This is a genomic window from Alistipes sp. i18-0019-D1 (assembly GCF_042852885.1).
GTDB lineage: Bacteria > Bacteroidota > Bacteroidia > Bacteroidales > Rikenellaceae > Alistipes.
Genome location: NZ_AP031424.1, coordinates 2,713,923 through 2,726,971 on the forward strand (window position 1 = coordinate 2,713,923; position 13,049 = coordinate 2,726,971).

The following is a 13,049-nucleotide window of genomic DNA, read 5'->3' on the forward strand; positions in this document are numbered from 1 at the left end:
AATATGCGGAAATGGCACGGAATTTTATACCCCGTTTCACGTCAAACCAATCATGCACTGAATTATGAAAAAAATCGCTACTCTGTTGCTGGCGGCCCTTGCGTTCGCGGGATTCGAATCCCATGCGCAGGGCATCCACATCATTCCCAAGGTGGGTCTGAACCTTTCGAGCCTGTCGCACGTCGACGGCAGCACGATCGCCGGGCTGAATGCCGGCGTCTCGCTGGAAATCCTCCTCACCGAGAAGTTCGGCATCGAGCCGGGTGTCCTCTTCTCGATGCAGGGGACGAAGATCGGCTCCGAGAAAATCCACCTCGACTACATCAACATCCCCGTTTATGCGAAGTACTACGTGCTGGGCGGGCTGAATGTCTTCGCCGGTCCGCAGGTGGGCTTCAACGTGCGCGCCAAGAGCGGCGGCGAGCGTGTGAAGGACCTGGTCCGCACGGCCGATTTCGGGCTGGGACTGGGCGTGGGCTACCAGTTCGGGTGGGGCCTGATGGTTTCGGCCAACTACAACTTCGGCTTCGTCAACATCGAGAAGGACACCTCCACGAAGAACGGCGTGTTCCAGCTCAATGTCGGCTGGCGCTTCTGAAAAGCGGCTTCCGCAAAGGGTCCGTCCGGAGTTTCCGGGCGGATTTTTTCAAAAAAACGGTCCCCGAAATCCGGGGACCGTTGCTGTCTGTTTCCGTCGGGGTCACTCCACCGCCTTGAGTTCGAGGATGCGGCTGGCATACTCCTTGCCCACCGCGAATTCGAGTCCGTTCTCCATCAGGAACGCACCGCTGAAGGTCTTGCCGTCCTGCGGGACCGGCTTCCCGTCGACGTTCAGTTCGGTGATCAGGTAGCGTTTGCCGGGGTCGAGACCCGCCATCCGGAAGGCCGGCGACGGCATGTTGAGGAAGTGTTCCAGCTTGTAGACGAACCAGACGGCGCGGTCCTTTCCGGGGGCGACGTACATCAGCGAAGCGTAGCCCGTCTTGTCGTAGGGCGAGATCAGCCGGTAGAGGTCGCCCTGCTGTACGACGGGGCGGATCTCCTTGTAGGCGGCAATCGCCCTGCGGGCGAACTCCTTCTCCTTGTCGGTCATCTTCGAGGGTTGCAGCTCCAGCCCCAGGCGTCCCGACATGGCCACGTCGAAGCGCAGTTTGAGCGGCACGCTGCGGCCCGTCTGGTGGTTGGGCGAGGCGCTCACGTGCGAGGCCATCGCCACGGCGGGATAGAAGTTCGACACGCCCCACTGCATGTAGATGCGTTGCAGGGCGTCGGTGTTGTCGCTGGTCCAGAATTCGTCGTAGTAGGGCAGGACGCCGTAGTTGACCCGGCCGCCGCCGCTGGCGCACGACTGCATCACCAGACGGGGATATTTCTCCCGGATGCGCCGCAGCACCTTGTCCATGCCGCGGTGGTACTCGATGTAGAGGTGCGATTGCCGGTCGGCCGGCAGGAAGGTCGAACCGTAGTTGTAGAGCGTCATGTTGTCGTCCCACTTGATGTAGGCGATGTCGGGATGCGCGGTCATCAGATGGTCGACCACGCCGAAGACGAACTCCTGCACCGCGGGGTTCGACAGGTCGAGCACCTGCTGCGTGCCGCCGCGGCCCTTGCGGTTCTCGCGGTAGGGCTGCTGGATCACCCAGTCGGGATGCTTTTCGTAGAGTTCGCTCCGGGTGTTGGTCATCTCGGGTTCGATCCAGATGCCGAACTTCACGCCGTGTCTGCGGGCCGACTCGGTCAGCCCCTCGATGCCCTGCGGCAGCTTTTCGCGGCAGACCGTCCAGTCGCCGAGGCTCGTCTCGCCGTTGTTGCGCGGGTATTTGTCGCCGAACCAGCCGTCGTCCATCACGAACAGTTCGCCGCCCAGATCCGCCAGGTCGGCCATCATCCGGTCCATGCCCTCCTGGTTGACCTTGAAGTAGACGCCCTCCCACGAGTTGAGCAGCACGTCGCGCAGTTCGGTTCCGTGGTTGAGCCGGTGGAGGCGCGCCCAAGAGTGGATGTTGCGGCTCACGCCGCTCTTGCCTTCGTCGCTGAACGTGAAGGCGAACACCGGGGTCGTGAAGACCTCGCGGGGTTGCAGCGTGTATTGCGACTGCTCCTCGTTGATGCCCGCGAAGAGGTGTGTGGTGTGGGTGTTGTCGTTGTCCAGAGCGATGCGGTAGTTGCCGGCCCAGGCCAGCGTGCCGCCGATGACACGGCCCGTCAGTTCCCGGGGACGTCCGTCGAGCGAGATCATCAGCGAGGGGTTGTCAGTCTGGGTGTTGCGTACGCCGTTCTTGTTCTTGAGCACCTTCATGCCGTCGGTCAGCGGCTCTTCGTGGAGGTAGCACTCTGCGCCCCATGTGCCGTGGAAATGCGTCAGCCACGTGTCGCCCCGGCGGACGGGCATGTAGGCCGATGCGAACCGGTAGAGCGTCACGGGCTTCTTCTCCGTGTGGCTGATCTCGGTCCACGTCTCGATCACCTCGCAGTCGTCGTAGGTCTTGTAAAAGAGCGTCACGAAAAACGGGTAGTGCTTGTCCTTCATGGCGATGGCGGTGGTTTCGGCGCCGTTCCCGCGGTCGCGCGACACCGATTCGACCACCAGTTCGAGCGACATCGAGCCGTCGGCGTGCGTCGCCTGGATGGCTACTTCGCGGTGGCATTGGGCGCCGAACTGCGGGTAGGCCGCATCGCCGAACGCCGCGCCGCTGGCGAGGATGTCGCCGGGCGAGGCGACGCGCGCCCCGAAATACTGGAACAGAGGGGCTTTGCCTTTCTCCGCCGTCAGCAGCAGCGAGGAATTCCGGGTCGAGAGCAGGATGTTTTCCGCCCGGAGCATGCCGCCGGACAGCAACGCCGCGCCGACCCATGCCAATACTGAAAGTTTCTTCATAGAGGGTTGTCGTATAAGGTTGATTTCGGGTATAAAACTAATAAAAAAACGCGGATTCCGCAAAGAATGCAGGCCGGACAATCGTCCGGCCTGCGAATCCAGAAATTCGGGGCAGAGCCTCCGCGGTTATTTCGGAGCCGTGACGAACGGTGTCTCCAGCAGTTTTTTCAGCGTGGCGGGGTTGTCGGTGGTGATGTAGTCGACACCCAGCGCGATGCAGGCCATCATGTCGGCCGTCGAATTGACCGTCCAGGCGTTGACCTCGATTCCGCGGGCGTGGGCTTCCGTCACCCACTCGGGCTTTTTCGAAAGCACGGTCGAATACTGGTAGTCGATGCCCGAGAGCTTGTCCGCCGCGACTTCGGCCGGGGCCTTGTCGCCGCCCAGGTACTGTACGCCGGCCGCGGGCATGGCCGCCCGGAGCTGCTTGCAGACCTCGTAGTCGAAGGCGATGTAATCGACCCGCGACTCCATCGACTTCGCCTTGACGGCGGCCACGACGGCGTTGACGGCCCGCGTGTTGCTTGCGGCCGAACTGTGGGTCTTGATCTCGCAGATCAGCTTCATCGAGGCGTCCCTGGCTCCCTGCTCCAGATAGGCGTCGAGGGTCGGAAGCACCTCGCCGTTGGCCAGCGTGAGATCCCTGATCTGTGCATAGGCGCTCTCCTCGATCCGCAGGTCGCTGCCCGCCACCGTCGCGTTGTGGTTGATGACCGGCACGTCGTCGGTGGTGATCCAGACGTCGAACTCGGCGCCGTGGATACCCAGTCTCTGGGCGTTGGCCAGGGCCGCGATCGAATTCTCGGTCGAATTCTCCACGCCGTCCTGATGCTGGCCGCGGTGCGCGATGATCCGGGGCATCGAGATGTCGGGATTGTCGCTGACGGTGAATTCGACCGTGCCGAGCGGGTATTGGCTGCCGGCACGGACGAGCGTCATGAAATACCGTCCCGTTCCGGCGGGAATCTCTGCGGGGACGGTCACGGCCAGCGACTGAAGGGTATTGTCGCCGGAGGCTTCGGTGAACGCGGCGTCGGCCGTGAACGCTGCGGTTACGTCGGCCGCCGAGGTGAACTTCACCTTGTCGCCGGCTGCGAAACCGTTGCCGTAGACCGTGTAGGTGTAGCCCGCGCCGATCTCGCACCTGGTCAGGCAGGTGAGGTTCGAGAGGTCGAACTCCACGGGGGTCTGGCCGGCGAACATCGCATCCTTGTAGAGCAGGGCGATCTGTTCCCCGGTCAGCGCATCGTCGAAGACGCGGGCCAGAACCACCTCGCCGTTCCATGCGTTGCCCATCGAGCCTACCGCCGAGTCGCCGCCCACGGCGAACCAGCGCGCGCCGTCCGAGGCGTGATTGAGATTGCCCGCTGCGTCGGCCGTGCCTTTCAATGCGCCGTCCACGTAAATGTAGGCTTTTCCCTCGTTTTTGTCCCATACGCCGACGACGTGGTAGTAGCGGCCTATTTCGGGATAGACGTCGCTCTGCGCCCAGCGCCATGAACTCTTGCCCGTCGTGCTTACGTTGGGAAGGAACGTGATGCAGGCCGGATGGCCTCCCTGGCCCTCCTTGCAGATCAGGAAACCCGTGCCGCCGGCCTGATGCGCCGCGAAAGGTTTGTACTCCGCCGTGCCCTTGTTTTCATTCGAGCGGAAAACCACCTCCAGTGTGTGTCCGTCGTCGAGGCCGTTTTTGAAGGTTTCGTTCGTGTAGTAGTCCACCCGGTAATAGGAGTCCTTGCGGGTATTCTGTCCCGGGGTGTGCGTGTAGTTGGTCACGATGCGCTTGTAGACGTCGTGATAATAGCAGGTCAGCGCCGTTCCGGGGTAGGAGAGCACCTCGTTCCTGAGCGGCGACACGTCCTCGGCCGTGCCGTCGGCGTGGAAGACCACGTCGAGCAGGTCGGCTTTCGGTGGTTCGGGCGGTACGGGTCCGGGTTCCTGCGTGATGGTGAACTCCTCGGCCAGCGTGGGGTCCGAGACCGAGATGAACCGGACCACGCCGGAGCGCTCCCTGCTCACGGTGTTTTCCGGAATCAGGATCGCCAGCGTCATGCCGTCGACGGTGGGGTGGGTGAACCAGTCGGTCTTGCTCTGGTCTATCGCATAGGTCCACTTGCCGCCGGTCGTTACGGTGAACACGACCGTGCCCCCTTCGTAGGGGATGGTCCCGGTTTCGGGAGTGAGGTTGGAAGTTACCGAGAAATCGACGTCTTTCCATTTGGCCGTCTCGTCGTCGTTGCACGACGGGCAGAGTGCCAGGGCGAAAGCCGTGAACAGAAAAACCGGTAAAAAACCTTTTTTCATAATGGGAAGGTTATATGGTTAATTTTTCAGTTGATTGATCCCGCCGGGTCATTCGGCGTTTTCAGGCTCCTCCGCCTCGGGGCGGACCGGGAAGATCAGCACCGTGGCGGCGGCCGCGTTCACCTCCGTGTCGGGGCTGTCGACCGAAACGGGAAGCACGTAGAGACTGCCCGCCGTGATCGCCGAGACGTCGAGCCGGATGCCGACCTTCGCGGTGTGAGCGTCGTTGTCGAGCCGCACGGCGGCGGACGGGAGGTCGTAGCACGACGCGGGCATCAGTTCGTAGGCCGTGCCATTGGCTTTGTTGTAGGCGGCCAGCGCCTCGGCGTCGACCGACAGCGCGGCCGTCGAGACGCCTTCGTTGTAGCCGCTGCGGTAGATCCACACCTCGTAGTCGACCGCTGTGGCGTCGGCCGTCAGGCCGACCTGTTGCAGGCCGTTTTTCGGGATCAGCACCTTCGAGCCGATGTCGTATCCGACCTCTTCGTTGTCGGAGCACCCGGCCAGGCAGGCTGCCGCCGACAGCGCGAGCGCTATAAATAGTTTTTTCATAATCGTTTCCTTTCGCTAATGGTTAATAACCCGGATTCTGAACCAGCTGGCCGTTGATGTTGAGCTGCGAGTTGGGGATCGCCAGCCAGTAGTGTTTCGGCGTGGTGAAGATGCGCGTGTCGTTCTCCTTCATGTCGACCAGCTTGTAGAACTTCTCGGGCGTGTCGCCCTCGATATTCCAGGCCTTCGGGATGGGGCGCAGGCACTTTTCGGCGATCTTCCAGCGGCGGATGTCGTGGAAACGGCGTCCCTCCATCAGGAACTCGATCGAGCGCTCGCGGCGGATGATGTCGCGCAGCTTGTCGCCCGACGGAATGCCTCCGGCCCTGCTCCACGATTCCTGGAACGTCGGCAGGCCGCAGCGCGAACGGATCTTGTTCAGACACTCGTAGCCGTAGTCGCTCAACGTGCCGTCGTACTCGAAGTCGGCTTCGGCGTAGCTCAAATAGAGTTCGGCGATGCGCATGTAGGGGTAGACGTAGCTCATGTAGGTGCTGACGGCGTAGTTGCCGCTTGAGTTGAGCGTCATCTTCGACTGCTCGTTGACCCATTTCTGGCAGAAATAGCCGTTGTAGGACTGGTATTCGTTGTCATAGCTGCCGGTGAAGCCCTGCGGTTCGCCCTTGTGCGCCTTGATGGTCATTTTGCCGCCGTTGAAACGGTACGTGCCGCGGTCGTAACCCACCGACGCGTAGAAACGCGGTTCTTTGTGGAGGTGCATCTCGACCGTCCCGGCCGCCTCGTTGTAGGCCAGCGGGTCGATGTCCTTCGTCTCGGGGTCGTCCTCCCACGGAAGGCCGTTTTTGGTGTAGTACATCTGGACCGCCTCGACTGTCGGGCACGAATAGCCGCGGTAGGCGCCTGACACCTTCGTGTAGTCGCTGGCCAGGTGGCAGCCGAACTGCCGCTGCGTGTAGGTGATCGAGGCCGACTTGTTCAGGCTCATCAGGTACTCGTTCTGGTTCATGAACTGCGTCGAGTTGCCGTCGCCGGTGAAGACGTAGGTGTAGTTGGTGCGTCCCAGTTCGAACGGGTCGGTCACGCTGGAGCTTTTCGACACGGAGAGGCCCAGCTTGCGGCCGTCCATCGTGTAGGCTCCCGTCGCCTCCGAAGCCTCCACGCAGTCGATGGCCTCCTTGGCGGCGTCCATCGCGCGTTTCCACTTCTCGGCGTCGTAGGTCTGGTTGATCAGGTGCGTGCCGTCCTTGTTGACGAAATCGGCGTAGAATTCCGAGTTGCCGTTCACCAGCGGCGACGCGGCGTAGAGCAGCAGGCGGGCGCGGTAGGCCAGCGCCGTGGCCCTGATCGCGCGGCCGTACTGGATGGGGCCCCAGTAGTCGGGCAGCATCTCGGCGGCTTTGCGGAACTCCTCTTCGATGAAGTTGACGCACTCGTCGTAGGTGCTGCGCGGCACGTTCACGCTGCTGGCCGGCGCATTCAGGTCGATCTCCTCCCGGGCCAGGACGATCGGACCGTAGTACTCCAGCAGGATCTGGTGCAGGTGGGCGATCAGGAAGTGCGCCTCGCCCGACCAGATGCGCAGGTTGGCCTCCGTGATGTCGGGAACCGAGCCGATGTTGTTCAGGAAGTTGTAGGCATAACGGATGCCCTCGTAGATGTTGTACGAGTAGTAACCCGTCGGAAGCCCCGTGGTCGTTCCCCACATGTTGAAGTAGGTGTTCGTCGGGGACTCCTGCGAGGTGGCGTACACGAGGCTCTTCCATGAGAAATAGCGCACCGATCCGTAGTAACTCGAAATCAGGTCGTCGCCGCCGCTCAGGTCGGGCATGGCCTGCGCGTGGAACAGGTCGGGGCACTTGCCGTAGATCATGAAGAGCATCTTTTCGGCCTGGGCCTGGGTTTTGTAAATATCCTCCTGCGTGGGGCTGCCCTCGGGGACGACATCCAGGAAATCGCAGGATGCGGTCGCGAGAAGGAGGGCTAACGCCAATGCTATTTTTTTCATAACGGTGTCTTCTTTTGGATTAGAATTGGTATTGAACGCCGATCTTCGCCGTGCGCTGCAACGGGTAGGTCAGGCCGTGGCCGCCGCCCTTCTCGGGATCCCAGTAGTCGAACGGGGAGATGACGAAGAGGTTGTTGCCCGACAGGTAGACGCGGAATTTCTTGATGGTGTAGCCCAGCTCCACGGTTTTCAGACGCAGGTACTTGGCGTCGTGGATGTAGAAGGTCGAACTCTGGGTGTTGTTGGAGCTTAACTGCGAGGTCAGGCGCGGATAGGCCGCGTCGGCGCGGTTGTTTTCCTCCGACCAGTGGTTGTCGGCGATGTACTGCGTGATGCCGTAGCCGAAGTGCGAGGCGTCGCAGAACGGGTGCATGTTGTACATCCGCAGCGATACGTTGGACGCGCCCTGGAACATGAACGAGAAGTCGAGCCTGCGCCATTTCACCGTCGCGCCGATGCCGTACTGGATTTCGGGAACGGTGGGACTGCCGGCAGTCGTCACGTCGTTGCCGTCGACGATGCCGTCGCCGTTCAGGTCGCGGTACTTGATGTCGCCGACCGTGTAGTTGCCGAACTGCTGTTTGGGCGAGTTGTCGATCTCCTCCTGCGAGGTGAACAGTCCGTCGGCGACCAGCACGCCGGTGATGGCGTTGACCGGATGTCCAACGACCGACATGTAGTCGTACATCAGGTCGCCCTCGTCTTTCTCGACCACTTCGTTGCGCGAGAAGGTGAACGTGCCGCGCAGGCTCAGCGACCAGTCCTTGCCGAACTGCTTGTTGTAGACGGCCGAAAGGTCTACGCCGTGCGATTTCACGCGGCCGATATTACCGTAGGGCGTAACGCCCAGCAGGCCCGTCGACGAAGGTAGCGAGGTGCGCCGCATGAAGATGCCCGTACGGTCCTCGGTGAAGTAGGCAGCCTCGATGTTCAGCGCGTTGAACAGTCCCAGTTCGAGACCGATGTCGAGTTTCTTGGCCTCCTCCCACGTCGCGTTGGGGTTGCCGTAGGTGGTGATTTGCGGGCCTTTGCCCTGGGTGTTCCAGTTATAGTAGAATTTCGATTCCTCGCCCATGGCCACGATCGAACGGTAGGGGAAGCGCTCGCTCAAGGCGTCGTTGCCCGCCAGGCCGTAGGAGGCGCGGATTTTCAGGTTGCTGACCGTCTTGCGGATGCCGTCCCAGAACGACTCGTTGGAGATCACCCAGCCGGCGGCCGCCGAGGGGAAGAAGCCCCAGCGTTTGCCGGGAGCGAAGTTCTCCGAACCGTTGTAGCCGAAGCTGGCCTCGAACAGGTAGCGGTTGTCGAATCCGTAGGTCACGCGGCCCGCCATGCCCTGTTCGCGGTAGGGCAGCAGGTTCTCCTCGCTCGTGCCGGCGATGTTGTTCTTCTTCTCGTTCATGCGGTAGACGAACATGGCTCCCACGTCGTGTTTGCCGAACTTGCGGGCGTAGTTCAGCGAGGCCTGCAACGCGTAGCGGCGGTGGCCGCCGTTGCCGTCGGTGCTGGTCAGGTAGGTCGTGCCCGTGTCGCCGATCGAGTTGGTGATGAGGTTGGCCGTGCCGTCGGGATTGAGCGAACTGCCGTCCTCGACCTTGAAATAGTAGGGGGTCGCCGTGCGGTAGGTCGCCGAATAGGTGTAGTTGTAGAACGATGCCGTGAGGTTGGCGCTCAAGCCCTTGGTGAAGAAATCCAGGTTCTGGTCCAGCGTAAAGGCCGTCGTCATGTAGGAGTAGTAGCGCTTGCCGTAGCCGCGGGCCAGCTTGGCCAGCGGGTTGAGGTCGGTGGCGCCGGTGTCCCACGAGGCGTTGTTGCCGTAGCGCACGAACGTGTCGCCCTCCTCGGCCGGGAGCGTGGCCGGGAAACGCACCGGATTGGCGCGCATCGAGTAGTAGAACAAATTGCCGATGTCCTCGATCGGGCGGGTGTTGTACTCCAGCTGGGCGTTGACTTTGATGCCGACGATCGTCGTCTTGGTGATGTTGGCGCTGACGTTGCTCTGGAAAATGTACTTCTGGTGGTTCATCTTCACGTCGTAGGGGTTCTGCTCGATGTCGGCGATGATGCCGTTTTCGTTCGAGACCGCCGCGTTGAGGAAGTAGCTGACCTTACGGCCGCCGCCGCGGATGTTGAGGTTGAGGTTCTGGTTGACCGAGAAATCCTTGAACATCAGGTCATACCAGTCGTTGTTCGGATAGAGGTACTTGTTGAGTCCCGCCTTCGTGCCGTTGATCTTGTCGGCCGAGTAGAACGGCTGGTAGGTGTGGAGCGTTCCGGTCTCCTTGGCGGTGTTGAAGACTGCCTCGTTGTAGAGTTGCATGTAGGTCACGCCGTCGGCCACCTGCTGTACCATCGTGGGCATCGAGAAGGTGTTCTCCAGACGGACCGAGACGTTCATCTTCTCCGAGTTGCGGCCGTTTTTCGTGTTGATGAGGATGACGCCGTTGGCGCCGCGCGAACCGTAGACGGAGGTCGCCTGAGCGTCCTTGAGCACCGAGAACGACTCGATCGACTCGGGAGGCATGTTGTTGAGCATGTTGCTCAACACCTCCACGCCGTCGAGGATGATCAGCGGCGCGTTGCTCGACCCGAAGGTCGAAATGCCGCGGATGTAGAAGGTGGCGCTGTCGTAGCCGGGTTCGCCCGAGGTCTGGCGCGAGATCATGCCGGCGATGTTGCCGGCGAACGCCGTGGTCAGCGAACTGGAGGTGATATTCAGGTCGGAGGGTTTTACGGAGGTGATCGAGGCGACCATCGACTCCTTTTTCTGCGTGCCGTAGCCGATGACCACGACTTCGTCGAGCGTGTTGCTCTGCTCGGCGAGCGATACGAGCTTGAACAGCTCGGTATCCTCGACGTGGAGCTTCTTCGTGTCGAAACCGACGTACGAGAAGGTCACGTATTTCGATTTGGCGGGAATGGTGAAGGTGTACGAGCCGTCGCCGTTGGTGATCGTGCCGGCCGTCGTTCCTTCGACGTAGATCATCACGCCGGCCAGCGGAGAGTTGTCGGTGCCGGAGATCACCGTGCCGCTGACCGTCTGGGCGACGTCGCGCGAACCGCTGGCGGCCTGGTAGATGCGGACCTGCGTGCCGCTGACCGAATACTGGAGACCGGCGCCGGGCAGGATCTGGTCGAGAATCCGGTTTGCGCTGATGTTTTTCTCGCTGACCGTTACGACCTTGGTCAGGATCGGTTTTACTTCATCGGGATAGACGAACCGCAGGTCGCTCTGCGACTCGATCGATTCGAGGACCTCCCGGATGCTTGCATCGGTTGCATCTACCGTTACATAGATGCTCCGGATCTGTGCGGAGACATTTCCCCCCCCCACGCAAGGCATAGGGTTTCGGACAGCAGCAGCGCGGCGACGAATCGCAGGACTGCCGGAAAATGCCTGTTCCCGGGTGCTTTTTGGCGAGTTTCTTCCATAATGGTTTTAATTGGTTCTGGTTAGTAATTGGTGTGGTTTCGAAATACAGAGTGCATGGTTTGGGCCGGTTTGGGGCCAGAATGTGTTTTCTTTGTCGGAGCGAATTGAATTTAAGTGTTTTGTGGACTATTCCATTTGCAAATATAGAAATTCTGCAATAGAATGCAAGCGTTTTTTCGATTTTGATTTTTTCTTTTCGGGGAAAGGTCGGTTTTGAATCGAAATTGCCGCCTTTGCGCCGCTTCCGGACGGGGTTTGCGGGGGCGGGGCGCGTTCTTCGAAAAAAATGGTTACTTTTGCCGAAAACAATCCGGCATGGAACAGCACGAAACCGACGAAAAATTCATGCGTCTGGCACTAAACGAGGCGCGGAAAGCGTTAAGACAACAGGAGGTCCCCATCGGCGCGGTCGTCGTGGCCGGAGGTGCGGTGATCGGACGGGGCCATAACCTCGTCGAGACCCTGGCCGACCCCACGGCCCACGCCGAGATGCAGGCCTTGACGGCCGCCGCCGCGACGCTCGGAGGCAAATACTTGCAGGAGTGCACGTTGTACGTCACGGTCGAACCGTGCATCATGTGCGCCGGGGCGATCGGATGGGCGCAGGTGAGCCGCGTGGTGTGGGGCGCCGACGATCCCAAGAAGGGTTTCCGGCGCTACTCCGAGGCGGTGTTCCACCCCAGGACGACCGTGGCGCGGGGGGTGCTCCGGGAGGAGTGCGAGGAATTGATGAGCAGTTTTTTCGCGGGTTTACGCGGATAGATTTGGTAACAAAGGAATTTTTTTTATACTTTTGCATCCAGCGCGTTTCGGGAACGGGGCGCATGAACTGAAAAACTTAAAAATCGAATAGAAAAGCAATGAAAAAGTTATTTGTATCGGCAATCGCGCTGCTGGCGGCGGTGTCGCTCTCGGCGCAGGACGTTACTGCAATCTACAACGAAGCCGCAGCCGCTTTCGGCGCCAAGGATTTCGCAGGCGCGGCCGCGAAGTTCGAACAGGTGATCGAACAGGGGCTGGACAACGAGGAGGCCGCATCGCTGGTGGCCACGGCCAAGACGACGCTTCCCAAATGCTACTTCATGCTGGGCGGCGGAGCGATCCGGACCAAGAACTACGACGAGGCGCTGAAGAATTTCACCAAGTCGGCCGAGCTGGCCGAACTCTACGGCGACATGAGCCAGATGGCCAAGGCCAACGGCTGGGTGGCCAAGATCTACCAGATCCAGGGCGGCGACGCTTTCAACAACAAGGACTATGCGACCGCCGCAGGCGTGTTCGAGAAGGGCTACAAGGCCGACCCGGACAATACGGCGATGGCGCTGAACCTCGCCATGAGCTACTGCGAGATGGGCGAGTACGAGAAGGGTATGGACATCTACGAGGCGGTGGCCGCCAAGACGCACCCCAAGTACGCCGATGACGCCGCCAAGGCCAAGGAGATGATCGCTCTCTACACCAATAACAAGGTGGCCACGCTCCAGGCTGCCAACGATTTCGACGGCATCATCGCGATGGCCGACGCGCTGTTGGCGAAGAACCCCGAAAACGCCCTGGCGCAGAAGGTCCGCTTGCAGGCCTATGCCAGCAAGAAGGATTACAACAAGGTGATCGAACTGGGCGAGGCCGCCGCCAAGGTGCAGACCGATCCCGAGGATGTGAGCCTGATGTACCTGACGCTGGGCGCCGCCTACAACGCCAAGGAGATGAAGCCGCAGGCCATCGAGGCCTTCCGGAAGGTGACGGCGGGACCGGCTGTCGAGAGTGCGAAAGCCGCGCTGGCCGAACTGACCAAATAGCCTGCGGGCCGCGAAGGGGCCGGGTCTCCGAAGGGCTTCCGGGCCGCAGACGGCCGGACCTCCCGATCCATGAAATAAACCGCAGAGCGGGTTCCGAATTTCGGAACCCGCTCTCTT

General features: G+C 61.0%; 8 protein-coding genes. 3 read left to right on the forward strand and 5 right to left on the reverse strand.

Annotation, left to right across the window (positions count from 1 at the left end; translation table 11 throughout):
* Positions 1–64: 64 nt before the first annotated feature.
* Complete coding sequence (locus tag ACGHP5_RS11465; RefSeq protein WP_290532475.1) at positions 65–598, forward strand: porin family protein; 534 nt, start codon at positions 65–67, stop codon at positions 596–598.
* Positions 599–700: 102 nt separating this feature from the next.
* On the opposite strand, the gene ACGHP5_RS11470 is transcribed toward ACGHP5_RS11465, so the two are convergent.
* From ACGHP5_RS11470 to ACGHP5_RS11490, 5 genes are all read right to left on the reverse strand, one after another.
* Complete coding sequence (locus ACGHP5_RS11470) at positions 701–2,878, reverse strand: alpha-galactosidase (RefSeq protein WP_390566864.1); 2,178 nt, start codon at positions 2,876–2,878, stop codon at positions 701–703.
* 126 nt (positions 2,879–3,004) lie between these two features.
* Positions 3,005–5,182, reverse strand: coding sequence for a glycerophosphodiester phosphodiesterase family protein (locus tag ACGHP5_RS11475; protein ID WP_390566866.1), 2,178 nt, complete (start codon positions 5,180–5,182; stop codon positions 3,005–3,007).
* A 48-nt stretch (positions 5,183–5,230) separates the two neighbouring features.
* The gene (locus tag ACGHP5_RS11480; RefSeq protein ID WP_337756187.1) at positions 5,231–5,734 is read right to left on the reverse strand and encodes a DUF1735 domain-containing protein; all 504 of its coding nucleotides are present in this window, start codon (positions 5,732–5,734) and stop codon (positions 5,231–5,233) included.
* 22 nt (positions 5,735–5,756) lie between these two features.
* Entirely contained in the window at positions 5,757–7,700 is a 1,944-nt protein-coding gene (locus tag ACGHP5_RS11485) for a RagB/SusD family nutrient uptake outer membrane protein (RefSeq protein WP_337773097.1), read from the reverse strand.
* 19 nt (positions 7,701–7,719) lie between these two features.
* Positions 7,720–11,043, reverse strand: coding sequence for a TonB-dependent receptor (locus ACGHP5_RS11490; protein ID WP_390566868.1), 3,324 nt, complete (start codon positions 11,041–11,043; stop codon positions 7,720–7,722).
* Positions 11,044–11,448: 405 nt separating this feature from the next.
* On the opposite strand from ACGHP5_RS11490, the gene ACGHP5_RS11495 reads away from it, so the two are divergent.
* Complete coding sequence (locus tag ACGHP5_RS11495; RefSeq protein WP_290532469.1) at positions 11,449–11,895, forward strand: nucleoside deaminase; 447 nt, start codon at positions 11,449–11,451, stop codon at positions 11,893–11,895.
* Between the two features lie 98 nt (positions 11,896–11,993).
* The gene (locus ACGHP5_RS11500) at positions 11,994–12,932 is read left to right on the forward strand and encodes a tetratricopeptide repeat protein (protein ID WP_295904796.1); all 939 of its coding nucleotides are present in this window, start codon (positions 11,994–11,996) and stop codon (positions 12,930–12,932) included.
* Positions 12,933–13,049 lie beyond the last annotated feature (117 nt).